22 protein-coding genes are annotated in these 24,344 nt (G+C 72.5%); 11 read left to right on the top strand and 11 right to left on the bottom strand.

All coding sequences use genetic code 11. The features are described 5' to 3' along the window. Positions 1 to 6 precede the first annotated feature (6 nt). Both GVL03_RS00205 and GVL03_RS00200 read right to left on the bottom strand, forming a co-directional pair. Positions 7 to 3,303, bottom strand: a complete 3,297-nt coding sequence (locus tag GVL03_RS00205) for an ATP-dependent DNA helicase (protein ID WP_159498303.1) — start codon at positions 3,301 to 3,303, stop codon at positions 7 to 9. Beyond that, on the bottom strand, positions 3,300 to 6,464 hold the full coding sequence (locus GVL03_RS00200) for an ATP-dependent DNA helicase (RefSeq protein WP_159498301.1): 3,165 nt from the start codon (positions 6,462 to 6,464) through the stop codon (positions 3,300 to 3,302). Before GVL03_RS00200 ends, GVL03_RS00205 begins: the two co-directional genes overlap by 4 nt. 134 nt (positions 6,465 to 6,598) lie before the next feature. Between GVL03_RS00200 and GVL03_RS00195 the strand changes: the two genes are divergently transcribed. Together GVL03_RS00195 and GVL03_RS00190 are read left to right on the top strand one after the other, a co-directional pair. Continuing rightward, positions 6,599 to 6,823 carry a DUF3107 domain-containing protein gene (locus tag GVL03_RS00195; RefSeq protein WP_159498299.1) on the top strand — a complete coding sequence of 75 codons (225 nt, stop codon included), beginning with the start codon at positions 6,599 to 6,601 and terminating at the stop codon, positions 6,821 to 6,823. A gap of 4 nt (positions 6,824 to 6,827) precedes the next feature. Beyond that, on the top strand, positions 6,828 to 7,118 hold the full coding sequence (locus GVL03_RS00190; protein WP_159498297.1) for a hypothetical protein: 291 nt from the start codon (positions 6,828 to 6,830) through the stop codon (positions 7,116 to 7,118). 86 nt (positions 7,119 to 7,204) lie between these two features. On the opposite strand, the gene GVL03_RS00185 is transcribed toward GVL03_RS00190, so the two are convergent. Further along, complete coding sequence (locus tag GVL03_RS00185; RefSeq protein WP_200847006.1) at positions 7,205 to 7,921, bottom strand: ferritin-like fold-containing protein; 717 nt, start codon at positions 7,919 to 7,921, stop codon at positions 7,205 to 7,207. A gap of 136 nt (positions 7,922 to 8,057) precedes the next feature. Between GVL03_RS00185 and GVL03_RS00180 the strand changes: the two genes are divergently transcribed. After that, a complete protein-coding gene (locus GVL03_RS00180; protein WP_159498293.1) occupies positions 8,058 to 9,512 on the top strand; it encodes a DEAD/DEAH box helicase in 1,455 nt (484 codons plus the stop codon). A 27-nt stretch (positions 9,513 to 9,539) separates the two neighbouring features. Here GVL03_RS00180 and GVL03_RS00175 read toward each other — a convergent pair whose 3' ends face one another. Next, entirely contained in the window at positions 9,540 to 10,409 is an 870-nt protein-coding gene (locus GVL03_RS00175; protein ID WP_159498291.1) for a PHP domain-containing protein, read from the bottom strand. Between the two features lie 79 nt (positions 10,410 to 10,488). Between GVL03_RS00175 and GVL03_RS00170 the strand changes: the two genes are divergently transcribed. Together GVL03_RS00170 and GVL03_RS00165 are read left to right on the top strand one after the other, a co-directional pair. After that, the gene (locus tag GVL03_RS00170; RefSeq protein ID WP_159498289.1) at positions 10,489 to 11,508 is read left to right on the top strand and encodes an endonuclease/exonuclease/phosphatase family protein; all 1,020 of its coding nucleotides are present in this window, start codon (positions 10,489 to 10,491) and stop codon (positions 11,506 to 11,508) included. Between the two features lie 33 nt (positions 11,509 to 11,541). Continuing rightward, entirely contained in the window at positions 11,542 to 12,969 is a 1,428-nt protein-coding gene (locus GVL03_RS00165; RefSeq protein WP_159498287.1) for an aminopeptidase P family protein, read from the top strand. Between the two features lie 7 nt (positions 12,970 to 12,976). On the opposite strand, the gene GVL03_RS22170 is transcribed toward GVL03_RS00165, so the two are convergent. Further along, positions 12,977 to 13,690 (bottom strand): general stress protein, encoded by a 714-nt coding sequence (locus GVL03_RS22170; protein WP_235037955.1) that lies wholly within the window; start codon positions 13,688 to 13,690, stop codon positions 12,977 to 12,979. A gap of 71 nt (positions 13,691 to 13,761) precedes the next feature. Here GVL03_RS22170 and GVL03_RS00155 point away from each other — a divergent pair, with 71 nt between their 5' ends. Genes GVL03_RS00155 through GVL03_RS00145 form a run of 3 tightly spaced genes read left to right on the top strand, consistent with a single transcriptional unit; the run spans position 13,762 to position 16,770 of the window. Further along, positions 13,762 to 15,030, top strand: coding sequence for a magnesium transporter MgtE N-terminal domain-containing protein (locus GVL03_RS00155; protein ID WP_159498285.1), 1,269 nt, complete (start codon positions 13,762 to 13,764; stop codon positions 15,028 to 15,030). Next, positions 15,030 to 15,632 (top strand): DUF1003 domain-containing protein, encoded by a 603-nt coding sequence (locus GVL03_RS00150; RefSeq protein ID WP_159498616.1) that lies wholly within the window; start codon positions 15,030 to 15,032, stop codon positions 15,630 to 15,632. Before GVL03_RS00155 ends, GVL03_RS00150 begins: the two co-directional genes overlap by 1 nt. Continuing rightward, positions 15,622 to 16,770, top strand: coding sequence for an Mrp/NBP35 family ATP-binding protein (locus tag GVL03_RS00145; RefSeq protein ID WP_159498283.1), 1,149 nt, complete (start codon positions 15,622 to 15,624; stop codon positions 16,768 to 16,770). Before GVL03_RS00150 ends, GVL03_RS00145 begins: the two co-directional genes overlap by 11 nt. A gap of 18 nt (positions 16,771 to 16,788) precedes the next feature. Here the strand turns inward: GVL03_RS00145 and GVL03_RS00140 are convergent, their stop codons facing one another. Further along, on the bottom strand, positions 16,789 to 17,166 hold the full coding sequence (locus GVL03_RS00140; RefSeq protein ID WP_159498281.1) for a Sec-independent protein translocase TatB: 378 nt from the start codon (positions 17,164 to 17,166) through the stop codon (positions 16,789 to 16,791). A gap of 69 nt (positions 17,167 to 17,235) precedes the next feature. Between GVL03_RS00140 and GVL03_RS00135 the strand changes: the two genes are divergently transcribed. Beyond that, positions 17,236 to 17,877 carry an O-methyltransferase gene (locus GVL03_RS00135; protein ID WP_159498279.1) on the top strand — a complete coding sequence of 214 codons (642 nt, stop codon included), beginning with the start codon at positions 17,236 to 17,238 and terminating at the stop codon, positions 17,875 to 17,877. Between the two features lie 63 nt (positions 17,878 to 17,940). Here the strand turns inward: GVL03_RS00135 and GVL03_RS00130 are convergent, their stop codons facing one another. The 3 genes from GVL03_RS00130 to dapE form a co-directional block, all read right to left on the bottom strand. Next, positions 17,941 to 18,111: a DUF3117 domain-containing protein gene (locus tag GVL03_RS00130; protein ID WP_159498277.1), complete on the bottom strand. Its 171-nt coding sequence runs from the start codon at positions 18,109 to 18,111 to the stop codon at positions 17,941 to 17,943. 103 nt (positions 18,112 to 18,214) lie between these two features. Beyond that, positions 18,215 to 19,435 (bottom strand): hypothetical protein, encoded by a 1,221-nt coding sequence (locus GVL03_RS00125; RefSeq protein WP_235037954.1) that lies wholly within the window; start codon positions 19,433 to 19,435, stop codon positions 18,215 to 18,217. Next, positions 19,420 to 20,493, bottom strand: coding sequence for a succinyl-diaminopimelate desuccinylase (gene dapE, locus GVL03_RS00120; RefSeq protein ID WP_159498275.1), 1,074 nt, complete (start codon positions 20,491 to 20,493; stop codon positions 19,420 to 19,422). The genes GVL03_RS00125 and dapE overlap by 16 nt, the downstream gene beginning before the upstream one ends. Before the next feature lie 135 nt (positions 20,494 to 20,628). Here dapE and dapD point away from each other — a divergent pair, with 135 nt between their 5' ends. Further along, positions 20,629 to 21,570 (top strand): 2,3,4,5-tetrahydropyridine-2,6-dicarboxylate N-succinyltransferase, encoded by a 942-nt coding sequence (dapD, locus tag GVL03_RS00115; protein ID WP_159498273.1) that lies wholly within the window; start codon positions 20,629 to 20,631, stop codon positions 21,568 to 21,570. Then, positions 21,567 to 22,382 carry a polyphosphate kinase 2 gene (gene ppk2 / locus GVL03_RS00110; protein WP_200847005.1) on the top strand — a complete coding sequence of 272 codons (816 nt, stop codon included), beginning with the start codon at positions 21,567 to 21,569 and terminating at the stop codon, positions 22,380 to 22,382. The genes dapD and ppk2 overlap by 4 nt, the downstream gene beginning before the upstream one ends. Positions 22,383 to 22,472: 90 nt before the next feature. Here ppk2 and GVL03_RS00105 read toward each other — a convergent pair whose 3' ends face one another. Together GVL03_RS00105 and GVL03_RS00100 are read right to left on the bottom strand one after the other, a co-directional pair. Further along, positions 22,473 to 24,077 carry an L-lactate permease gene (locus GVL03_RS00105; RefSeq protein WP_159498271.1) on the bottom strand — a complete coding sequence of 535 codons (1,605 nt, stop codon included), beginning with the start codon at positions 24,075 to 24,077 and terminating at the stop codon, positions 22,473 to 22,475. 36 nt (positions 24,078 to 24,113) lie between these two features. Continuing rightward, a complete protein-coding gene (locus GVL03_RS00100) occupies positions 24,114 to 24,341 on the bottom strand; it encodes a hypothetical protein (RefSeq protein ID WP_235037953.1) in 228 nt (75 codons plus the stop codon). Positions 24,342 to 24,344 lie beyond the last annotated feature (3 nt).

Raw genomic sequence — 24,344 nt, 5'->3', positions numbered from 1 at the left:
GGGAGCTCAGCCGCGGATGACGCGGTCCTCGGCCACGTAGTACAGCGCCACGTCGATCTCGTCGAGCGGCACGCCGTGCCGCTCGTGATATGCCCGGCGATAGAGCTCGAGCTGCACCATCCGCTCGCGTTCCTCGGCCTTGCCGCGCGGTGCCCGGCCCGTCTTCCAGTCCACGATCTCGATCCGGCCGCCGCGGTCGTCGCGACGGTAGACCGCGTCGAGCTTGCACACCACGACGTGCGCGCGGCCGTCGAGGCCCACATGACGGAAGTCGATCTCGGTCTCCACCTCGATCGGCCGGAGCGGACCCCATTCCGATGCCTCGAAGGCCTGCACGAGACGCCGGAACGCCGCGTCCGTGTCGCCCGGGCCCGGCGCGAGCGGGGCGTCCGCGGCGTTCCAGAGCTCGTCGTCGAGAGAGGCCATCGCACCGATGCCCGCGCGGCGCTCCACCCACGCGTGGAACCGCGTTCCGAGGGTCGTCTCGGTGTACGGGCGTTCGGGCAGCGGACGCTCGAACGCTGCGACGGCGGTGGCGTAGTCGCTCGCATAGTCCTTGTAGGCCGAGGCGGGGATGCGCACCGGAGCAGAGGCGACGGGCGGACGGAGGCGTTCCTCGCGCTCGGCCAGCAGCAGCGAGAGGTCGTCGTCGGGTCGGGCGCGCGGTGCCGCGAGCGCTTGATCCACCGCACCGGCCGCGGCCTCGACGGCCCGTCGACGGGCGCCGAGCGGATCGAAGGGCCAGTCCAGAGTCCGCACGAGCTCGGCGTACGGATCGTCGCCAGGCTCGACGTCGGGAGGGGCGAGGCCGAGCGCGGGGGCGATCTCACGGATGAAACGGCTGAGCTCCCGAGGGCGACTCGTCCCCGCCCAGACCGACCCCGTCAGCAGCAGGTGATCGCGTGCTCGCGTCACAGCGACGTACGCGAGTCGTCTGTCCTCGTCCAGCGCGCGTCGCCGGTGCGCCTCGACGAACTCCCCCCGTGCCCTCTTCAGTGCCTGCTGGGTCGGTGCGGCCGCAGCCGACCAGTCGTACGCGGGCAGCCACGGCGCGTCGCCGCGGAACTCGTACGGGAGCACCCCGGCACCGAGCCAGCCGCGCGTCTCACGCGGTGCGCTGGGCAGCTCGCCCTCGACGAGCCGGACCACCGCGACGGCGTCCCATTCGAGCCCCTTCGATCCGTGGATCGTGAGCAGTTGGACGACGTCCTCCTCGGGCGGGTCGGTGCGCGGCGCCAGGTCGTCGCTGCGCTCCGCATGGTCGAGCCAGGCGAGCAGGCTCGTGATGCTGCCGTGCTCGTCGGCGGAGAGGAACGCTCCCACCTCGTCGACGAAGGCGCGCACCTGAGCGGACGCCGTGCGGGCCGGACCCCGGGCATCGTTCGACGCGAGCTCGATGTCGAGCCGGAGCTCGATCTCGATCGCCCGGACGAGCTCGGGGATCGGAAGGGTCGCGGCCGCCTGCCGGAGCGCGGCGAAGACGGCGGCGGCCTCGCGCAGGCGCTCGCGGGCGGCATCGGTGAACTCGGCGAGCCAGCCGTGGTCCGCGCGGGCGCGGGCGAAGAAGTCCAACGCGTCCACGAGCGATCCGCCGTCGTCCGCCCCGGCGGCGCGCAGGCGCGCGACGACGTCGGCGTCCGGCGGCGGCCCGGCCGGGTCGTGCCGCGCGAGCCTGCGCGCGAGGGCGGCGAGGGCGGACAGGTCGGCGAGACCGATCGCCCAACGCGGCCCCGACAGGAGCCGGACGAGCGCGGACCCCGCCGACGGGTCGCTGACCACGCGCAGGGCGCTGACGATGTCGACGATCTCGGGAGTCGTGAGCAGCCCTCCGAGCCCCAGCATCCGAAAGGGGATGCCGTGCCGGGCGAGCGCCTCGGCGAACCGCGGCATGTGGCGCTTGGCACGGAAGAGGATCGCCCCGGTCGTGGACCGTCCCGCGGCGGCTCGGTCTCGACGCACCCGCACGAACCACGCGGCGACCGCCTCGGTCTCCGCGTCGAGATCGGGCTCGGTGACGATCTCGACCTCGCCGGGCGCCGCCCCCGGGCGCGCGCGCAGCTCCCCCACCGGCACGGCGGCGCGCGCGGCGAGCGGGGCGAGCACGGCGGTCGCCGCCGCCAGCACCGCCGGGCTGTTGCGCCAGCTCGTGAGGAGCGTGAACCGGGCGCACTCCGCGCGCGGGGCGAAGGCGGCGGCGAACCCGTCGAGGTTTCCGGCGCTCGCGCCCCGCCATCCATAGATCGCCTGATGCGGGTCGCCGACCGCCATGACCGCGCTCCCACCGAAGAGCCGCGCGAGCAGCAGCGTCTGCACGACGGAGGTGTCCTGGTACTCGTCGAGCAGCACGACGCGGTACCGGTCGCGCAGATCGGCGGCGACCGCGGAGTCGGCCATCGCGATCTCGTAGGCGCCGGCCACCTGGTCGGCGAAGTCGATGACGCCCAGCCGGCGCTTGCGCTCGGCGTACTCGCCCGCCAGGCGCGCGAGCAGCGCGAGTCGGTCCACCGCCGCCGCGTCCGTCCGGATGTCGGCGTAGACGCTCGTGCGGGCGGACTCGGAGGGACGCTCGAGGACCGCGCGGAAGCGGCTGGGGAAGCGCTCCAGCTCAGCGAGGTCGACCAGGTTGTCGACCGCGTCGCGTGCCACGCGCAGCGCCTGGTCCACGAGGGTGCGCAGCGCCCCCTCGAACGTGTCGAGCGCCGGCTCTTCGGAGGCGAGCACCACCCGGCGCATGAGCAGCCACGCCGCCGACTCGGAGAGCACGACCGCCTCCGCGTCGCGGCCGATCCGCACGGCGTTCTCGCGCACGATCGTGTCGGCGAAGCTGTTGTAGGTCGCCACGGTCGGTCGGTCGAGCAGGTCGTCGGCGACCCCCTCCCCGGTGACGACCGCGCCGGCGGCGAGCGCGTCCAGCGCGTCGCGTCGCGCCTGCTCGCCCGCACCCGCCCGCTCGATCTCGCCGAAGACCGTGAGGGCGCCCGCCGCGTACAGCTGCTCGAGCCGGTGGAGCAGTCCGCGCCGCTCGAACTCGGCGAGACGCGCGAGCCGCCGCTGGATGCGTTCGGCGAGTTCCCCCGCGGCCTTCCGGGTGAAGGTCAGGCCCAGCACCTGATCGCGGCGCACGATGCCGTTCGCGACGAGCCAGACGACGCGGCCGGCCATCGTCTCGGTCTTGCCGCTGCCGGCGCCCGCGATGACCAGCGCCGGTCCGAGCGTCGACTCGATGACAGCGGTCTGCTCGTCGGTGGGCGGGAACTGGCCGAGGGCGGCGGCGATCGCGGCGGCCCCGATCCGATCGCTCACGAGGCGCTCACCGGCGGCACGGTGTGGATGCGGCAGAGCCCGTGGCCGAAGTCGTCGCGACAGTGCTCCTCGTAGGGCGCGCGGAACGAGGTGCCCGACATCACCCGCGCGGCCGCTTCCAGCCGCCCGAGGAAGGCGGCGCGCGCGGACTCGTCGAGGGGGCGCTGCGTGGGCGTCGAATAGTCGTGCTTCGTGCCCGGCTGCAGCACGAGCAGTCTCGCCCCCGCGGCCGATCTGTCACCGGCGTCCGGCACGGCACCGGCGGTGAGCGCGACCTGGTAGGCCGCCAGCTGCGGATGCTCGGCGACCTTCGCGTCGGTGTGGGGCACGTTCCGGCCCGTCTTCAGATCGACGATGACCACGCCGCCGTCCGACGTTCCCTCGACGCGGTCGATCGTGCCGGACAGCACGACGGGGAGCGCCTCGTCGTCGCCCGGGAACGGCAGGGGCACGTCGAAGCGGGACTCGGCGCCGAGGAGGACGCCGCCGCCGGCCTCGAACTCGCGCAGGTAGACGGCGAGCCGGCGGACGAGCTCCCGGGCCCGGGCGCGCTCGGCCCGCTCGCGCCACGGCGCGTCGAACTCGAGCTCGCTCCAGCGTTCCTCGACGGCGGCCCACAGCGAGGCGGCGTCGGGCGCCGCGGTCTCCATCGCGTGGTGGAGCAGCGTGCCGATCCCCGCCGTCACGGTTCCCGGGTCTCCCCCGAGATCGCCGATCGCCCAGTCCAGCTCGCATCGTTCGAGCGCCTCGACGCGAGAGGGCGAGATCCGCACGCTCTCGGCGCGCGGGTCGCGCAAGGGCGCCGTCGAGGTGGGCTGCGCCATCCCGTACCAGGAGGCGGGCGCGGCGCCGGCGACCCGCGCATCGGCCAGCAGGGCCAGCTGCTGCGCGGCGTGCGCGCGCGCCGCGCCGGAGGCGCCGGCGGCGGCGAGGGTGCGACGGTGTGCGGCGACGAGGCCCCGCAGGGAGAGAGGCGCGACGGCAGGGGCCGCGACAGCGTCGGGGAGGAGCTCGAGGAACGGGCTCGGCGCGTGCGCGTCGTCGACCACCGCCGTGACGACCAGGAGCCCCCCTGCCCGCGAGAGCGCGCGGGCGAACAGGCGCAGCTCGTCGTGCAGCACCTCGCGTCGCCGATCGAGCGTCGACGAGGCCGGCTCCTCGGGAAGCCGCGCCTCGGCCAGACGCCATCCCTGCAGCAGCGTGCCGCGTAGTCGCGTATTCGGCCAGACGCCGTCCTGCATGCCCGCGACGACCACGGTGTCGAACTCGAGCCCGAGCGCTGCCGTGGGGGTGAGCACCTGCACGCGTCCGCCGTGTCCCGGCGTGGCGAACAGGTCTTCGGCGACATCGCTGTCGAGCACGCCGCGCACGAAGACCATGGGATCGGCGGCGCCGCCGTCCTCGGCGCGTTCGCCGAACCGTTTCGCCGCCTGGAAGAGCGCCACGATCGCATCCAGGTCGCGACCCGCCTGCTCGGCGAGCGGCCCGTTCCCCCGCGCCGTCTGCGCCCAGGTCCGTTCGAAGCCGCTGCGCGACCAGGCCGTCCACAGCAGCTGGTGGGCGCTCGCCCCCTCGGCCAGCTGCGTCCGCAGCAGAGAGAGCGTCTCGGCGACCCGCGCCGCCCGGACCGCCTCACGGGTGCCGAGCAGCGTGAGCTCGGTCGGACGCCTCAGCGCCGAGGCGAGCAGCTCGGCCGCGCCGCGTGTTCCCCCCGCACCGATCTCGACCTGCCGCAGCGCGGCCCGCAGCCGGCGCAGATCGACCGGGTCGAACCCGGTGGCCAGCAGCGTCTCGGCCGGGTCCCCCGCGATCTCGTCGACCGCGGCGCACACGATGCCCACGAGGTTGCGGACGCTTCCCCGGCGCCCGAGCGGCTCCACGAGACCCGGCGCGCGCGCCGGGACCTCTCTGGCCGAGAGCTCCCTCTCGAGGGTCGCGACCTGACGCGAATCGTGGGCGATCACGGCGCAACGCTGCCACGGCACGCCGCCGCGCAGATGACGTTCGCGCAGCACGCGCGCGATGGTGTCGTGCTCCTCGACCGGCGAGCGCGCCGTCAGCGAGCGCACCGAGCCGTCGTCGGGGACGGCGCGCGGCGCCGCCCGGTGCGCGACGATGCCCGCGGCCCCGATGCGCTGCGCGACGGTGCGCACCGTGCTCTCCTGCGCGGCCGTCCCGCGATGCACGGTGCGCAGCACGGTCACGTCTCCCAGTCCCTGGGCGAGGCGCGCGAAGTGCTCCGGACGCGCACCCCGGAAGGCGCCCGAGCCGATGTCGGGGTCTCCGAAGGCGGTCACCGCGACGCCGCGCTCGTGGAGCGCCTCGAGCAGGGCGACCCCTCCGCGGGTGAGCTCCTGCGCGTCGTCGACGAGCACCGCGCGCAGACGCCGCACGGCGGCGAACGCGGGATCGAGGGGATCGAGCGTGCGCACGAGCGCGACGGCCTCGTCGGCGAGACCGGCGGCATCCCGGTGCGCCGCACGCAGACTCGCGCGCACGTCGTCGTACTCGGCGATGAAGCGCGACAGGGCGCCCCAGACCGGCACCTCTGCCCGCTCGGCGAGGACCGCCAGCTCCGCCGGGGCGATGCCGAGCGCCGTGCACTCGGCGACGAACGCGCGCAGCTCGCTGCGGAACGCGCGCGAGGACCGGACGGCGGCCCCGAACCCCTCCGGCCAGCGCGAGGGCAGTCCGTCCGCCTCGTCGGCCTCGTCGCCGCGCAGCAGCTCGTGCACGATCTGGTCCTCGTCGGCGCCCGTGAGCAATCGCGGGGCGGGCGCGCCGCGCTGCACATCGTGCGCACGCACGATCTCGAAGGCCAAGGACACGAGCGAGCGAGCCGGCGCGCCCGAACGCGCGCGGCCGATCGCGAGCGAGAGCCGGTCGCGCAGCGCCGTCGCGGTCTGGCGCGTCGGGGTGAGCACGAGCACCGCGTCGGGATCGAGACCGCCGGCGACCAGGGCGGCCGCGCGCGCCACGATCAACGTCGTCTTTCCGCTGCCGGGGGCGCCGACCACGAGTCCGGATGCGGCCGGCCCCCGGCCGAGCACCGCGGCCTGGTCGTCGTCCCACGAAGGCTCGTCCCGATCGTCGCCCACAGCGCCCTGCACATCGTCGCGCGCGGCGGCGCGCACCCCCGCAGCATCGGTCACCGTCTCCATCACAGCAACGCTAACCCCGGCCACCGACACGCGTTCGCCCACAGCGTGCACGCGGACCCGCGGCTGCGCGATCTCCGTCGTGCGGGGTGCCGTAGGCTCGAAAAGTCCCCGAGACCGACCAGAGAGGCACACCCGTGGAGATCCGCATCGGCATCGCGAACACCGGCCGCGAGCTCAGCTTCGAGACCAACGAGCCCGCGGACGCGGTGAAGAAGTCGGTCGCCGACGCCCTCGGCGAGGGTGCGCCGTTCGTGAGCTTCACCGACGTCAAGGGAAACTCCTACCTGGTGCCCGTGGCAGGCCTGGCCTACATCGAGCTCGGCACCGAGGAGGCCCGGCGGGTCGGCTTCGTCGCCTGATCCGATGGTCATCCTCCTCGCGTTCATCTTCGGGGGCGCCCTCGGGCTGGTCGCCCACTTCGCCCTCCGCGGCCGCGATCTGCGCGGCGCGGCGCTCGCGCCGATCGTCGGCGCGCTCGTCGGCGGAGCCGTCTGGCTCGCGCTCACCTGGGCGGGTCTGACGACCGCCGATCCGCTGATCTGGTTCGCCGCCGTGATCGTGCCGACCGTGGTCGTCCTCCCCGGCACCGCGCTCCTCACCCGTCTCCGCCGCGCACGCGACGCGCGCGAGGCCGTGCGCCTCGGCATCGCCTGAGCCTCGAGAAACCACATCCGCGACGAGACGCTCCGCGATGCGTCATGTGTCGCGACGGATGTGGTTTCTCGCGATACTGCGAGCGGTCAGGACGCGAGTCCCATCGCCTCCATCCGGCGGGCGTGCGCGGCCATCAGCTGCGTGAAGACAGGCTCGACCCGCTCGTCGAGCGCCGTGCCGTCGCCGGTGCGCCGTAGCGCTGAGCGGGCGATCAGCAGCGTGTCGCCCACGAGCCGTCGCCCCCACATCGCGAGCAGCGACGCCCACTCGTCGTCGCCTTCGATCGTCGCGCCGATGATGTCGACGATCGCCTGCCGGTCGTCGTCCGCGTCGAGCGCGCGGGCGACGCGGCGCCCGGTCTCGCCGTAGCTCGCCGAGAGCGCGCGGTAGAAGTCGTCGAGCATCCCGGCGGTCAGATGGACGGAGATCAGCGACTCCTGCGGGCGCTTCCCGTGCGTGGCGGCGCGGAACGCGTCCAACGGCTCGCGGAACGGCAGCATGAGCGCGGTCGGGTCGTCGCCCCGTCCCCGGATGACCGCGACCAGCTCCTCGTGCTTGCGCAGCGCCGCGCCCGCGGCACGCGAGAGCGCCTCCTTCTGCGCGAGCTCCGGGGTCGACGCGATCAGCTCGCTCAGTGTCTCGAAGTACCCCAGCTGCAGGTACGCGGCCTGGCCGAGGAAGATGTCGACATCGGGCGCGAGCTCGGCGAAATCGACCCGTGTCGCGCCGTCGAGCTCACCGCGCGACCGCAGCCGGAGCGCACGCTCGACGGGGGCGCGTCGACGTCGGAACCATTCCCACACGCGGTACAGCCTACGGCTCGGGTATCGTGGGTTCCGCCTCGGCATCGGACCGGGGCCCCACCGCGCCTGGTGTCGAGAAAGGGCGTGGACTTCCGCCGGCGGCTCCAGGCCGCCCTCGACCAGACAGGTTCATATTGTGACGACCTTCGCCGAACTCGGCGTGGACCAGGACATCATCGACGCGCTCGCCGCCCGCGGCATCGTCGACTCGTTCCCCATCCAAGAGCAGACCATCCCGCTGTCCCTGCCGGGCCAGGACATCATCGGCCAGGCCAAGACCGGCACCGGAAAGACGTTCGGCTTCGGCATCCCCGTCGTGCAGCGCCTCGGCCCGGATCCCGAGCACGGGGTCAAGGCGCTCATCGTGGTGCCGACGCGTGAGCTCGCGGTCCAGGTCTACGAGGACATGGACCTTCTCACCGAAGGACGCGCCACCAGCGTCGTCGCCATCTACGGCGGGAAGGCCTACGAGGGCCAGATCGAGCAGCTGCAGGCCGGGGCGCAGATCGTCGTCGGCACGCCGGGTCGCCTCATCGACCTGTCGAACCAGCGTCTGCTCGACCTCTCGAACGCCACGGAGGTCGTGCTCGACGAGGCCGACAAGATGCTTGACCTCGGCTTCCTCCCCGACATCGAGAAGATCTTCCAGAAGGTCGCCCCGGTTCGGCACACCCAGCTGTTCTCGGCCACCATGCCGGGCCCGATCGTCGCGCTCGCGCGGCGGTTCATGTCGAACCCGATCCACATCCGCGCGAGCGACCCCGACGAGGGGCTCACGCAGGCAAACATCCGCCACCTGGTCTACCGCGCCCACTCGCTCGACAAGGACGAGGTCATCGCGCGCATCCTGCAGGCCGAGGGACGCGGCAAGACCGTCGTGTTCACGCGCACCAAGCGCGCCGCGCAGAAGCTCGTCGACGAGCTGAGCGACCGCGGCTTCAACGCGGGCGCCGTCCACGGCGACATGAGCCAGGAGGCCCGCGAGCGGTCGATGGCGGCGTTCAAGGCCGGCAAGCGGGACGTGCTGATCGCCACCGACGTCGCCGCCCGCGGCATCGACGTCGACGACGTCACGCACGTGATCAACCACACCATCCCCGACGACGAGAAGACCTACCTGCACCGCGCCGGCCGCACCGGCCGCGCCGGAAAGACCGGCATCGCGATCACCTTCGTCGACTGGGACGACCTGCACAAGTGGGCGCTCATCAACCGCGCCCTCGACTTCGGCCAGCCCGAGCCCGTCGAGACCTACTCGTCGAGCCCGCACCTCTACGAGGAGCTCGGCATCCCGGCCGGCACCAAGGGGCGCCTGCGGAAGCTTCCCGTGGTGCCGGCGACGGCGAGCGTGCCGACGACCGACGGCGAGGCCGGCGCGGAGGGCACCGGCTCGCGCCGCCGGCGCCGTCGCCGCCCCGAGACCGGCGTGAGCGCCGGTGCCGGCGCACCCTCGCCGGATGCACCCCGCTCCGACGGCGGCGGAACGCACGACGGCGGCGGCGCCGAGCACCACGACGGCAAGCCCGCCCCGGCGCGCCGCCGGCGACGACGCCGCGGCCCGCGCCCGGACAGCGCCCCCGCCGCGTCCTGACGACCGACCGCAGCGCCCCCGCTCGCCTCACGGCGAGACGGGGGCGCTCCCGTCTCCGCGGGCGATGATGCGGGAGACCATCGCGTCGTCCGTCGTGTTCTCGCCCGGCCGATTGGGCTTGCCGGCGCCGTGGTAGTCGCTGGAGCCGGTGACGATCAGGTCGTGGCGGCGCACCAGGTCGCGCAGGACCCGCTTGCCCGCCTCGGTGTTCTCGCGGTGGTCGATCTCGAACCCCGCCAGGCCGTGCGCGATGAGCTCCTCGATGACCGGGACGGGCATCATCCGGTCCCGGCCCGAGGGGGTCGGGTGCGCGATCATCGGCACTCCGCCAGCAGCGACAACGAGGTCGACCGCGGTGACCGGATCGGGGGCGTAGTGCGGCTCGTAGTATCCCTCGCGCGGATGCAGCACGCCGTCGAACGCGGCCGCGCGGTCGGCGACGATCCCCCGTGCGACGAGGGCGTCGGCGATGTGCGGGCGACCCACCGTGGCATCGATCGTCGTCTGCGCGACCACGTCCGCCCACGTCAGGTCGTAGTCACGCGAGAGGTTGGCGACGATCCGCTCTGCGCGACCCACGCGATCGTCGCGGATGCGGGACATCTCCGCGGCGAGCGCCGCGTCGCCGGGGTCGAACAGATACGCCAGCAGGTGCACGCTCCGCCACGCATGGCGGGCGCTCAGCTCCATCCCGGGAAGGAACGTCATGCCCAGAGACACCGCGGCGGGCGCCGCATCCGCCCATCCGGCCGTCGTGTCGTGATCGGTGAGCGAGACGGTGCGCAGGCCGTGGAAGTGCGCGGCGCGCATCACGGCATCGGGCGTCTCGGTGCCGTCCGAACGCGAGGAATGCAGGTGCAGGTCGGCGGGCCCGTGGAACCCTCGACCCGTCGACATCCTCCGAGCGTACCGGGGCGTGCCGTGCGGACCCGCCCGTGTCGGCCGATCCCCAGGCTCTCTGCATAGGCTCGAGGTCGTGCTTCGCCTTCTCGGAATCCTGCTGACGGTGCTGTGCGCGATCGGCGCGGCCATCCTCACCTGGCCGGACTTCTTCCGTCTGGAGCGCACGTTCCCGATCGCGCAGATCGTCTCCTTCCGGACGCTGATCGCCGTCGGCTTCGCCGTCCTGCTGCTCGTCGCGCTGCTGCTGAGCACGATCCGTCCGTTCCGGCGCCTCGCGCTCGCACTCGCGGTCGTCGCCCTCGCCGCCGTGGTGGTGAACGCCTCCGTCGTCGTCACCCGCGGCACCGGCACCCAGACGCTGCCGGAGAAGAGCGAGAACAGCATCCGGGTCATGACCTGGAACACCGCGGGAGACGCGACGTCCGCGCAGACCATCGCCCAGACCGCGGTCGCGATGGGAGCGGACATCGTCAGCCTCCCCGAGACGACGATCGAGACGGGCGGCCAGGTCGCGGTCGCGATGCGCGAGCTCGGTCAGCCCATGTGGGCCTACCACACCGAGTACGGCTCGAACGGATGGGCGGCCGACTCGACCACCCTCCTCATCTCCCCCGACCTCGGCACCTATGCGGTCATCGAGTCGTCGCAGGACGGCTCGAGCAACACCTCCACCGTGCCGAGCGCGGTCGCGATGCCGGTTGACGGCACGGGACCGACCGTGGTGGCCGCGCACGCCGTGGCCCCCCGCGAGGACTTCATGTCTGACTGGCGTCATGACCTGCAGTGGCTGGCGGACCAGTGCGCAGGCGAGAACGTCATCATGGCCGGCGATTTCAACGCCACGATCGACCACATGGCCCGGCTCGGCACCGACGGCGGCACGCTCGGCCGCTGCCAGGATGCCGCGGCCCTCACCGGAAACGGGTCGGTGGGCACCTGGCCGACCGATCTCCCGGCCCTCGCCGGCGCCGAGATCGACCACGTGCTGGCGACCCCGGACTGGACGCCGACCGGCTCGGTCGTGCTCACCTCGCTCGGCGACGCAGGCGGCGATCATCGGCCGCTGGTGGTGCAGCTGGAGCGCACGGGCTGACCGCACCGGAGCGGTCGATGGGAGACTGGAGGCATGTCAGAACGCGCGGACACCCCCACGACGACCCTCGAACAGGCCCCCGAGGCCGAGGCGCCCTCGAATCGCAAGCAGCCCTTCCCGAGCGGGTTCCTCGACACGATCTCGGAGGGATGGGCCGAGCGGCCCGAGGCCATCGCGCCCGCGCGCCCGCAGGCGGAGTACGCCGCCCGGCGCCGCACCGCCCTGTCGGCCTGGTTCCCGGGATCGCGTCTGGTGATCCCCGCGGGTGAGCTCAAGACCCGCAGCAACGACACCGACTACCCCTTCCGCGCGCACTCCGCGTTCGCGCATCTCACCGGGTGGGCCGCAGACGCGGAGCCCGGCGCGGTGCTCGTCTTCGAGCCCCGCCCCGAAGCGGGCCACGACGTGATGCTGTACTTCCGCGAGCGCGCCGATCGGACGACCGCGGAGTTCTACAGCGACGCCGCCGTGGGCGAGTTCTGGATCGGCCCGCGCCCGTCGCTGGCCGGCGTCGCGGCGGACCTCGCCCTGGCCACCGCGCACATCGACGACCTACGGAGCACCGACGCCGACCGCGTCGTCGGGGACGACGCGGAGCTCACCCGCGCGGTCTCCGAGCTGCGGCTCGTCAAGGACGACTACGAGATCGCGCAGCTGCGGCTCGCCGTCGAGGTGACCGCATCCGGGTTCGACGACATCGTGCGCGAGCTCCCCCGCATCGCGGCGCACCCGCGCGGCGAGCGTGTGGTCGAGGGCGTGTTCCACCTGCGTGCCCGCAGCGACGGCAACGGCGAGGGGTACGACACGATCGCGGCCTCGGGCCCCCACGCCTGCTATCTGCACTGGACGCGCAACGACGGCGCGGTGAACCCGGGAGATCTCATCCTCGTCGACGCCGGCATCGAGGTCGACAGCCTGTACACCGCCGACATCACCCGCACGCTGCCGGTGAGCGGGCGTTTCACGGACGTGCAGCGCCGCGTCTACGAGACCGTGCGCGAGGCGGCGGATGCGGCCTTCGCCGTGGCGCGGCCGGGCGTGCGGTTCCGCGAGGTGCACGCCGCAGCGATGGACGTCATCGCCCGGCGGGTCGCCGAGTGGGGCCTGCTGCCGGTGACGGCCGAGGAGGCCCTCGACGCCGACCGGGGCGGTCAGCACCGCCGGTACATGGTGCACGGCACGAGCCACCATCTCGGCATCGACGTGCACGACTGCGCCCAGGCGCGGCGGGAGATGTACTACGACGGCGTGCTCGAGCCGGGCATGGTCTTCACGATCGAGCCGGGCCTGTACTTCCAGGCCGACGACCTCACCGTGCCCGCCGAGTACCGCGGCATCGGCGTCCGCATCGAGGACGACGTGCTCATGACCGCCGAGGGACCGGTGAACCTCTCCGCCGGCATCCCCCGCACAGCCGACGAGGTCGAGGACTGGATCGCGCGCCTGAGCCCCCGGTCCTGACCGGAGTCTAGGAAGAGCCGTCGCGCTCGGGCTGCGCGGGCGCCTCGCCCGGTTCCGGCGCGGGAGGAGGCACCCGCTCGCCGTAGCGGGGCGGCTCGGGCCTCGCGTCGGCCGGTCGGTCTCCCGCGGACGGGGCGGCCGCATCCGGCTTCGCGGGCGTCGGCGCGGCCACCGGGTCGACCCGCTCGCCGTACCGCGGAGGCTCGGGGGCCGGTGGTGCCGCGGGAGAGGCGGCCGTCGCGGGTGCGGCCGCGTTCGCCGTGCCGAGCGCCTCGCGGGCCTTGTGCACGCTCGCGGCGACCACTCGCACGTCGTAGTGATCGGCGACGACCTGCATGACCGAGGCGTAGTCACGGCGCCGGCGGACGAACGAGTACATGATGATGCTCAGCAGCATGCCGATGGCGATGCCGACCAGCAGCACGCCGACGAAGGCCTGGATGGCGACGGTCGGCGTGCCGAGCACGAAGACGAAGGCGAACAGCACGCCCAGCACCAGGCCGTTCACCGCCCCCGAGCGCGCGGCGGCCGCGTATCCGAGACGACCGGTGATGCGCTCGATCGAGCGCAGTCCCTGCCCGACGATCGCGATCTCCTTCGCGGGGACGTCGGCGGCGATGAGCGCCGAGACGGCCTTCTGGGCGCCCTCGTACTGCGTGAAGGAGGCGACGGTCTCCCCCGCTTCGGCGGAACCGGCCGTGAACGGTGTCCCCATGCTCATCCCTCCATCTTGTCACGGCGCACTCCGCAAGGGCCCGGCATCACGGCATCCTCGCGGTCTACGCTGGAACGGTGAGCACACAACGGGTCTTCGTCGCGCGTCTGGCCGGCTGCGCGGTCTTCGATCCCGCCGGCGACCGGCTCGGGAAGGTGCGCGACGTCGTCGTCATCTACCGGAACGACGACTCGCCGCGCGTCGTCGGACTGGTCGTCGAGATCCCCGGCAGACGCCACGTCTTCGTCTCGATCGGCCGGGTGACCACGGTCGACACCGGACAGGTCATCACGACCGGGCTCATCAACGTGCGCCGCTTCCAGCAGCGCGGCGGCGAGGTGCGCGTGATCGCCGAGCTCATCGGCCGCAAGGTCACCTTCACCGACGGGTCGGGGCAGGCCGTGATCGAGGACGTCGCGATCGAGCGCAGCAGGCTCGGCGTCTGGGACGTCGGGCAGCTGTTCCTGCGCAAGCCCAAGACGAGCGCCTCGCCCTTCGCGAAGGGCCCGACGACGTTCGCGCACTGGAACGACGTGCACGAGCGCCAGGCGCCCGGCGAGGCGCAGTCGGCGGAGCACCTCGTCGCGAGCTACGCGGACCTGAAGGCCGCCGACCTCGCGAACACGCTGCTCGACCTCCCCGAGGAACGTCTCCTCGAGGTCGCCGAGGAGCTGCCCGACGACCGGCTCGCCGACGCCCTCGAGGAGATGCCCGAGGACGAGCAGGTGCACATCCTCGAGGCCCTCGGAGAGGAGCGTGCCGCCGACATCCTCGACGCCATGGAGCCCGACGACGCCGCAGACGTCCTCGCCCAGCTCCCGGAGGACCAGCGCGAGGAGCTGCTGGATCTCATGGAGCCCGACGAGGCCGACGACGTGCGCGCCCTGCTGAAGTACAGCCCCGACACCGCGGGCGGGCTGATGACCCCGGAACCCATCGTGCTCTCCGCCGACAACACCATCGCCGAGGCGCTCGCCCTCATCCGCCGGCACGAGCTGCATCCCGCCCTCGCGGCCGCCGTCTTCGTGACGCTTCCTCCGTTCGAGACCCCGACCGGGCGGCTGCTGGGCATCGTGCACTTCCAGCGGATGCTGCGCTACCCGCCGCACGAGCGACTGGGCGCGATGATCGACGACTCGATCGAGCCGGTGCCGGCGACCGCGTCCGCGCAGGAGGTCGCGCGACTGCTCGCCAGCTACAACCTCGTGTCGCTCCCCGTCGTCGACTCGGCGCATCGCCTGGTCGGCGCGGTCAGCATCGACGACGTCCTCGACTACCTGCTGCCCGACGACTGGCGCACCGGCGACGCGGACGTGTCCGCGTCGGTATCGGGGGTGCGCGGATGATGGCGCGTAAGCCCCGGACGCGGGTGCCCGCCCTCGACGCCCCCCGGGGCCGCTCCGGCATGCTCAGCCGCTCCCCGCAGCCGTCCCGCGACCGCTTCGGCCGGTTCACGGAGTGGGTCGCGCGCGCGATGGGCACTCCTGTGTTCCTCATGGCATTGAGCCTGTTCTGCATACTCTGGCTCGTCTGGAACACGATGCTGCCCCTCGAGCTGCGCTTCGACTCCGCCGCGAACGGCTTCACCGCACTCACCCTGGTGCTCTCGCTCCAGGCCTCGTACGCGGCCCCGCTGATCCTCCTGGCGCAGAACCGCCAGGACGACCGCGACCGGGTGCAGATCGAGCAGGACCGTCAGCGCGCCGAGCGCAACCTCGCCGACACCGAGTACCTCGCCCGCGAGATCGTGGCGCTGCGGATGGCGATGACCGACGTCTCGAGCCAGGCCGTCACACGCGACGCACTGCGCGACGAGCTGAAGGCGCTCCTCGAGGACCTCGACGCGCGCAGCTCGGGCGAGCCCGACCACGTGACGGCCGAGCGCGAGGAACGACGCCGCCGCGCCGATCGCCGCGAGAAGGCGGAGCGGGACGCGCGTGAGCGCTGACGAACGCCTCGCGGGACTCGTGCGAGAGGCCGTGGGCGCAGTCGTCGACCCGGAGCTGCGCCGCCCCCTCGCCGATCTCGACATGGTCCGCACCGTCACCGCGGACGGCGGCGACGTGCGGGTCGAGATCTCTCTCACGATCGTCGGATGCCCCGCCTCCGACCGCATCCAGCGCGAGGTGCGGGCGGCGGCTCACGGCGTGTCGGGCACGGACCGGGTCGAGGTCGAGCTCGGCGTCATGACCCCCGAGCAGCGCGCCGCCCTCACCGAGCGCCTGCGCGGCGGGCGCGCCCGCGGCATCCCGTTCACCGCGGACAGCCTCACCCGCGTGATCGCGGTGACCAGCGGCAAGGGCGGCGTCGGCAAGTCCACGCTGACGGCCAATCTCGCGGTCGCCCTCGCCCGGCGCGGCCGCACCGTCGGTCTCGTCGACGCCGACGTGCACGGGTTCTCCATCCCGGGGCTGCTCGGTCTCGTCGACGCGCAGGGCCGCACGACCAAGCCGACGAGGATCGACGATCTGATCGTCCCGCCCGTCGCGCACGGCGTGAAGATCGTCTCGATCGGGATGTTCCTGCGGGAGGGCGACGAGGGACGCGCGGTCGCGTGGCGCGGCCCGATGCTGCACCGCACGGTGCAGCAGTTCCTCACCGACGTCTGGTTCGGCGACCTCGACGTCCTGCTGATCGACATGCCGCCGGGAACCGGGGACGTGGCGATCTCGATCGGCCAGCTCCTCCCCCACGCCGACGTCCTCGTGGTCACCACACCCCAGCACGCCGCCGCCGACGTCGCCGTCCGCAGCGGAACGGTCGCCCGTCAGACCGGGCAGCGCGTGATCGGGGTCATCGAGAACATGGCGCCCCTCACCCTCCCGGACGGGACGGTGCTCGACCTCTTCGGCGCCGGCGGCGGCGAGGACGTGGCGCGCGCCCTGTCGGCGGATGGCGATACCGTCCCCCTCCTCGCCACTGTGCCGCTCAGCGCAGCCCTCCGCACCGGCGGCGACGCCGGCCTTCCCGTCGTGCTGGGCACTCCCGACGATCCAGCCGCCCGCGCCATCGACGCGCTCGCGGCGACACTCACCGCCTCCGGGCCGTCGCTGGCCGGCCGAGCCCTGCCCCTCGGCGTCCGCTGACCGGTCCCCGGTCTCGCCTCAGGTCGCCTCGTCGTCATACGGCGGCCTCTCGCCCGAGGCGGGGTCGAAGCGCTCGCCCGGGGCGGATGTGGGGGTGACCGTCGCGGCGACGCCCGCCGCCCGCACGGTCGTGGTGGGCGGGTCGTCGAGCAGGGCTTCACGGATGATGCGCCGCGGGTCGTACTGGCGCGGGTCGAGCTTGCGCCAGTCGACCTCGTCGAACTCCGACCCCATCTCGTCCTGCACCCGGGTCTTCGCGCCCTTGAGGAAGTCGCGGGCGCGCGACGTGAACCGTGCGAGCGCCTCCGCGTAACGCGGAAGCCGCTCCGGTCCGATGAGGAACGCGGCGATCACGCCGATCAGCAGCAGCTTCTCGATCGTGAGCCCGAAGAACATGCCTTCAGGTTACCGCCGCGCCTGACGGCTCCGACCCACGCGCGCGCATAGGCTGACGGCGGAGGAAGCATGCCCGGACACGACGCGAGCGACAGGTTCGCCCACGAGGCCATCATCGAACCCGATCCGATCGCCCGTGCGCGTACGCACGCCCTCGAGATCGGCGCCGATCCGATCAGCGCGCGGGTCGGCGCGCAGGTCGCGGTTCTCGCTGCGGCCTCCCGCGCCCTGAACATCGTGGAGATCGGAACGGGCGCGGGCGTGTCGGGCCTGTGGCTGCTGCACGGCGCGCCCCGTGCCGTCCTGACGACGATCGACAAGGAGCCCGAGCACCTAGCGATCGCTCGTCGCGCCTTCGCCGATGCCCGCATCCCGCCCGCCCGGGCGCGTTTCATCACCGGCCGGGCCGCTGACGTGCTGCCCCGCATGAACGAGGCGTCCTACGACATCGTCTTCGTCGACGCCGATCCCGAGGGCGTGATCGAGTACGTCGAGCACGGCCTGCGGCTGGTGCGTCCCGGCGGGCTCGTGCTCGTTCCGCGCGTGCTCGCCGACGGCGCCGTCGCCGACCCGGTGCGTCGCGACCGCGTCACGACCGCGTACCGCTCGCTCATCCAGGAGACCCAGGGATCGCCCGCCGTGATCGGTGCACTCTCCATCGTCGGCGAGGGACTCCTGCAGCTGACGACCGTCGACGAGGACCACGGCTGAACGAGAGAGCGGCCGATCCCTCTCGGGACCAGCCGCTCGCCGGGTACGGGGAAAGGGCTCGGTTCAGGCGCTGACGACGGCGCTGAGCACGTCGTGCAGCTCTTTCGCCTCGGCGTCGTTGACCGATACCACCAGGCGGCCGCCTCCCTCGAGCGGAACGCGCACGATGATCAGGCGCCCCTCTTTCACAGCCTCCATCGGCCCATCTCCGGTTCTCGGCTTCATGGCTGCCATCGTGGCTCCCTTTCGTCGATGTCTTGAGTATCGAGTTTATCGTGGGACGGGCGCGTGCTGGACGCATCGTGACGCGAGATAGCGCGCCGGATGCGGCGGCGGCTCACGGGATCTGCCAGTAGGTGTTCGCGAGCGCGTACATGTTGTAGATCCACCACCACTGCAGCACGAGACCGGTCACCAGCACCGACATCCGCCAGAACGTGCTCTTCGGAACCGCGACCGCGCCCCACAGCGGCGAGATCGGCACGAGCAGCCGGAAGATGCTCGACTGCGGGAAGAAGACGGCGAGCAGGTACAGCAGATAGCTCGCCGACCAGAGCCTCACCTCGACGCCGAGCCGACGGACCGGTCGGGCGAACAGGAGGGCCGCGCCGATCGCCACGATCGCGACCGCGAGCACGATGTACCCGAGCGCCACGGGCCAGCCCCAGAGCGTCGACCAGAACTCCGTCGCGGCGAGGAACCCCTCGACGGGGAAGAAGTCTCCGCTCGAGTCCGGGATCCAGTTGCGCCGCCACGCGAGCTCGGTGGCGAGGTATGCGCCGATGTCGCCCGTCGCGATCGCCGCTATCGCCTGCCAGGCGAACCCCACGACGGCCGCGAGGAGGCCGAGCGCGACGATGTGCACCACCTCGCGGGCATGCAGCGGCTCCGCTCGACGGCGGAACCATCGCCAGATGCCGAAGAGCGCGAGGAACAGGGAGAAGGCGAGGATACCCGGCCTCGTGAAGCCCATGACCGGGATCAGCAGGTACAGCCAGCCGTAACGGCGCCGCATCACGAGCCACAGCGAGAGCAGCAGCCAGAACAGGAACAACGACTCGGCGTAGCCGATCTGGAAGAGCGCGGCGAGGGGACCGCCGACAAAGAACACGACCGTCCAGGTCGCGGCGGACCGGTCGACCCGCATCCGCATCATCCGGTACAGCACCAGGGCCGCGCCGTACCCCGCGAGCAGCGAGATCACCACCGCCGCCGCTCCCCAGCCGCCGAGCACGGTGCCGAGCGCGGCGGCGAGATACGGGTACAGCGGCATGAACGCCCACTGGTTCTCGGCGACGAGGCCGCTGTCCGTCAGCGGCAGCGTCGTCGGGTAGCCGTTCACGGCGACGTACCAGTACCAGGTCGCGTCCCATCCCATGGCGAGGTCGCCGACCGTCGCGTCCGCGCCGAACCGCGAGGCGGGGCCGGACAGCGCCGCCGCCGCCAGGAAGAAACCGGTGGTCACCGCGCGGGCGGCGAGATAGAGCACGCCCACGCGCACGGCGGCGGGTGAGGCCGACCAGCCTCGACGCGCGCGTGCGGTCAGCGCGTCAGCCACGCCCGGAGCCCGCGCTCGACGTCCTCGATCTGAGCGAGCGGCACGGCCTCCTCGTCGTGGTGGGCCAGGCTCGGGTCGCCCGGGCCGTAGTTGACCGCGGGCACCCCGAGCGCCGAGAACCGCGCGACGTCAGTCCAGCCGTACTTCGGGCGCGGCTCGGCGCCGACCGCGGCGAGGAACTCCCGGGCGAGCGGGGCGTCGAGTCCCGGCCGCGCACCGGCCGCGCGATCGACGACCTCGACCTCGAACCCGGCGAAGACGTCGCGCACGTGCGCCTCGGCCTCGTCCAGCGAGCGGTTCGGCGCGAAACGGTAGTTGACCTCGATCTCACACAGGTCGGGGATGACGTTGCCCGCGATCCCGCCGGCGACGCGCACCGCGTTGAGCCCCTCGCGGTATTCCAACCCCTCGACGGCGATCGTGCGGGGTCGATACTCGGCGAGCCTCAGCAGCGCGGGTGCGGCGGCGTGGATCGCGTTCTCGCCCACCCAGGCGCGCGCGCTGTGGGCGCGGACGCCGTGCGTGCGCACGATCGCGCGGAGATTGCCGTTGCAGCCGCCCTCCACCTGTCCGTTCGAGGGCTCTCCGAGGATGGCGAAGTCGCCCGTGAACAGATCGGGGCGGGCGCGGGCGAGACGCGTGAGCCCGTTGAGCTCGGCGGCCACCTCCTCGTGGTCGTACCACATCCACGTCACGTCGACCCGGGGATCGGTGAGCTCGGCGGCCAGCTTCAGCTGCACGGCGACGCCGGCCTTCATGTCGACCGTGCCGCGTCCCCAGAGCGAGGGAACGCCGTCGATGTCGACGAGACGGGTCGGCAGGTTCCGGTTGATCGGCACGGTGTCGATGTGGCCGGCGATCACCACGCGCTGCGCACGGCCCCGGTCGGTGCGCGCGACGATGGTGTCGCCGTTGCGATGGACGTCGAGGTGCGAGAGGCCGCCCACGGCGGCGGTGACCGCATCCGCCAGCGTCGTCTCGTCGCCCGACACGCTCGGGATGTCGCAGATCATGCGGGTGAGCTCGACGGAGCTCCGGGAGAGGTCGAGCTCGGGCATTCCCCCACTCTACCGAGGCGCGCCATATGCACTCGCCCGGACCGTGAGACTGCGCACGACATCTCGACGCGAGTGCGGCGACTCGGACACGAGCTCGCTGATGGACCACGCGGCGCCGCCCGCTAGCCTGGACGGGTGAGCGAACTGCGGTCGGTATGGGGTACGGGTCTGGCGACGAGCGCGAACGGGACGGTGCTCGACACCTGGTTCCCGCAGCCACAGACGGGAACACCGGACGAGGCCGGGCTCGCCCGCGATCTGCAGGAGCTCGTCGGCGAGGACGAGCTCCGCCGTGTGACGCGCGAGATCGTCGTCGTCGAGATCGACCTGGATGCCGCGCCCGCCTCGACCTCCGACGCCTATCTTCGCCTGCACGCCCTGTCACACCGTCTGGTTCGCCCGGGCGAGGTCAACCTGGACGGGATCTTCGGGCACCTGCCGAACGTCGCCTGGACGAACGCGGGGCCGGTGCACCCCGACGATGCGGTCGCGCGGCGTCCGCACCTCCTGCGCGCCGGCGTCCAGGTGCAGAGCCTCGACAAGTTCCCGCGCCTGCTCGACTACGTGACGCCTCCGGGGGTGCGGATCGCGGACGCCTCGCGCGTGCGCCTGGGCGCCTACCTCTCCCCCGGCACCACCGTCATGCACGAGGGCTTCGTGAACTTCAACGCCGGCACGCTCGGCGCCTCGATGGTCGAGGGCCGCATCTCGCAGGGCGTCGTCGTCGGCGACGGCAGCGACATCGGCGGCGGCGCCTCGATCATGGGCACCCTCTCCGGCGGCGGCACGCACCGCGTGTCGATCGGGTCGCGCACGCTCCTCGGCGCGAACGCCGGCATCGGGATCTCCCTCGGCGACGACTGCGTCGTCGAGGCGGGCCTGTATGTCACCGCCGGATCCAAGATCGTCCTCGCCGACGAGGCGCCCACCGCCGACGGATCTCGACCGGTCGTGAAGGGCGCCGTGCTCTCCGGTCGCGACGGCCTCCTCTTCCGGCGGAACTCCCTCACCGGCGCCGTCGAGGCGGTCCGCCGTGCGGGCGTGGGCGTCACCCTCAACGAGGCGCTGCACGCATGACCCGGCGCCTGCCCAAGAAGCTCTACGAGGCCGAGCTCGCGCGCCTCCAGGCGCAGCTGGTCGACATGCAGGCGTGGGTGCAGGCCACCGGCGCCCGCATCGTCGTCATCTTCGAGGGCAGGGACGCAGCGGGCAAGGGGTCCACGATCAAGCGTGTCTCGGAGTACCTGAACCCCCGCGTCACCCGCATCGTGGCGCTGCCGACGCCGACGGAGCGCGAGAGGACGCAGTGGTACTTCCAGCGGTACATCGCGCATCTGCCGGCCGCCGGCGAGATCGTGCTCATGGACCGGTCCTGGTACAACCGCGCCGGCGTCGAGCACGTGATGGGCTACTGCAGCCCGGACGAGTATCACCGGTTCCTCCACCAGGCGCCGATCTTCGAGCGGATGCTGGTCGAGGACGGCATCCTGCTGCTGAAGTACTGGTTCAGCGTGTCCGACGTCGAGCAGGAGAAGCGCTTCCTCTCGCGCGCCGAGGATCCCATGCGGCGCTGGAAGCTGAGCCCCAACGACGTGCTCTCCATCACCAAATGGGAGGACTACTCGCGCGCGAAGGACGCGATGATCCTCCACACCGACATCCCCGAGGCGCCCTGGCACGAGGTCGACAACGAGGACAAGCGCCGCGGGCGGATCAACATGATCCATCACCTGCTGGGCAGCATCCCCTGGACGCTCGTGCCGCGCGAGGACGTCGTCATCCCGCCACGGCCGGCGTCCGGCGGCTACGAGCGTCCGCCGCGCGACGAGCTGGGCCTCGGTCTCATCCCCGACCGGGTGGCGGAGCTGATCAAGGACCCCACGTCCTGACGTGTCGCTCCCTCCGTGTCTCACTTATGCGGAGGCAGGGCCCCGTTGTGCTGCACAACTGAGGCACGGAGGATGCCGGCTCTTCTCCGATCAGAGCATCACCGACAGGGCGAAGTTCCACACGCAGATGAACACCAGCATCCCGAGGCTGTAGAGGATCGACGCGCGGAGGATCTCGCCCTCGCGGCCTGAGAGCCCCACCGCGCCGGCGGCGATCGCGATGGACTGGGGCGAGATGACCTTCGCGGTCGTCCCTCCCGCGGTGTTGGCCGCGACCAGGAGCGCGGGATCCGCGCCGATGCGATCGGCGGTGGCGACCTGCAGCGGGCCGAACAGCGTGTTGTTGTTCACGACCGAGCCGGTCAGGAACACGCCGATCCAGCCGATGACGGGCGCGAGCAGCGGGAAGAGCGGACCCACGGCCGCGAGCGCCGTGCCCATCGAGGCCGAGCCGCCCGAGTAGTTCGCGATGTTCGCGAGCATCAGGATGAGGGCGATCAGCAGGAGCGCCTGCCAGAGCTCCCCCAGTGTCCGGCGGAGCTCACGCCAGAGGTCCCGCACGCGGAGCGCCGGTGTCGTGAAGAACGAGACCAGGACGGCGAGGAGGATCGCCGTGCCGGTCGCATTGATCGGCGTGAAGCTCCACGCCGCGGTCACGATCGTGCCGCTCGCCGTCTCGACCGCGCCGGAGAGGCCGGGGATCGCCCAGCTGAACACGGTCGCCGCCAGCGCCCCCTCGGGGGCGAACAGCGCCTTGAACGCCGGGATGCTCCATACGAAGATGAACGCCGTCAGGATGTAGAAGGGGCTCCACGCCACGCCGATCTCGCGGAGCGAGTGCCGTTCGATCTCGGGCGCCGTGCCCCCGTTCTCACGGAAGATCCGCCTCGGCTGCCAGACGCGGCCGAGCACGAAGACAGCCACCATCGCCCCGAGTCCTGCGCCGATGTCGGCGAGCTCAGGGCCCAGGAACCACAGCACGCCCGCCTGGATGCCGCTGAAGACGACCGAGACGACGAGGGTCGCCGGCCACGTCTCGCGCAGGCCCCGCCATCCGTCGAGGATCAGGACGAGGAGGAACGGGATGAGGAGCGTCAGGGGCTGCAGCAGGAGCACGAGCGCGCGGGACAGGTCGAGCACGTCGATCCCGGTGACCTGCGCGCCGACGATCACGGGGATGCCGATCGCACCGTATGCGCCGGCCCCGGCGTTGGCGACGAGGGACAGCATGGCCGCCTTCACCGGGCGGAACCCGAGCTGCACGAGCAGGGCCGCGCAGATGGCGATCGGCACGCCGAAGCCGGCCGCGCCCTCGAGGAACGCGCCGAACGCGAAGCTGATGAGCAGCACCTGGATGCGCTGATCCTGCGAGATGCCGCCGATCGAGGCGCGGATCACCTCGAACCGTCCGCTCGCGACCGCGAGCCGGTACAGCCAGACGGCCATCACGATGATGTAGGCGATCGGCCAGACCGCGGTGAGCAGGCCCAGAGCGCCGGCGCCGGCCGCGGCCGTGCCCGGCATCCCGAAGACGAGGAGGGCGACGAGCACCTCGGCGACGAGGGCGATGGATGCCGCCACGATGCCCCGCAGCTTCAGGACGACCAGACCGATCAGGAAGACGACGATCGGGACGGCCGCCACGATCGCGGAGAGCCAGGCGTTGCCGAGCGGGTCGGTCGTCTGAATCCACATGGGAGCCGCCTTTCGCGTTCGCCGGCGCGAACGCTCTCACGGTAGGGCACCCCTCCTCACGGCACCAGCGGCGGCCGCCGTGCAAATCGTCGTGGCTCGGATTCCGCGGGCCGGCACGATCTCCCAGCCCCGCGCACGGTATGCCTCGACGTAGCCGAGCCACTGGCGGTGGGCCAGCTCCGCGTCGACCGGGACCCGGTCGAGGTGCGTCAGCTCACCGTCGGCCAGGAGCGGCGAGGGCGCTCGCACCAGCAGCCGGGCCATGGC

This window comes from Microbacterium sp. 18062 (assembly GCF_902706225.1).
Classification (GTDB): domain Bacteria; phylum Actinomycetota; class Actinomycetes; order Actinomycetales; family Microbacteriaceae; genus Microbacterium.
This window is presented reverse-complemented; position numbering and strand designations above follow the sequence as displayed.

Coding starts and splice junctions, on each gene's coding strand:
- GVL03_RS00100 (WP_235037953.1), bottom strand. CDS start 24,341: ATGGCCCGGCTGCTGGTGCGAGCGCCCTCGCCGCTCCTGGCCGACGGT.
- GVL03_RS00140 (WP_159498281.1), bottom strand. CDS start 17,166: ATGTTCTTCGGGCTCACGATCGAGAAGCTGCTGCTGATCGGCGTGATC.
- GVL03_RS00150 (WP_159498616.1), top strand. CDS start 15,030: ATGGCGCGTAAGCCCCGGACGCGGGTGCCCGCCCTCGACGCCCCCCGG.
- GVL03_RS00165 (WP_159498287.1), top strand. CDS start 11,542: ATGTCAGAACGCGCGGACACCCCCACGACGACCCTCGAACAGGCCCCC.
- GVL03_RS00190 (WP_159498297.1), top strand. CDS start 6,828: ATGGTCATCCTCCTCGCGTTCATCTTCGGGGGCGCCCTCGGGCTGGTC.
- GVL03_RS00135 (WP_159498279.1), top strand. CDS start 17,236: ATGCCCGGACACGACGCGAGCGACAGGTTCGCCCACGAGGCCATCATC.
- ppk2 (WP_200847005.1), top strand. CDS start 21,567: ATGACCCGGCGCCTGCCCAAGAAGCTCTACGAGGCCGAGCTCGCGCGC.
- GVL03_RS22170 (WP_235037955.1), bottom strand. CDS start 13,690: ATGAGCATGGGGACACCGTTCACGGCCGGTTCCGCCGAAGCGGGGGAG.
- GVL03_RS00200 (WP_159498301.1), bottom strand. CDS start 6,464: ATGGAGACGGTGACCGATGCTGCGGGGGTGCGCGCCGCCGCGCGCGAC.
- GVL03_RS00105 (WP_159498271.1), bottom strand. CDS start 24,077: ATGTGGATTCAGACGACCGACCCGCTCGGCAACGCCTGGCTCTCCGCG.
- dapE (WP_159498275.1), bottom strand. CDS start 20,493: ATGCCCGAGCTCGACCTCTCCCGGAGCTCCGTCGAGCTCACCCGCATG.
- GVL03_RS00175 (WP_159498291.1), bottom strand. CDS start 10,409: ATGTCGACGGGTCGAGGGTTCCACGGGCCCGCCGACCTGCACCTGCAT.
- GVL03_RS00130 (WP_159498277.1), bottom strand. CDS start 18,111: ATGGCAGCCATGAAGCCGAGAACCGGAGATGGGCCGATGGAGGCTGTG.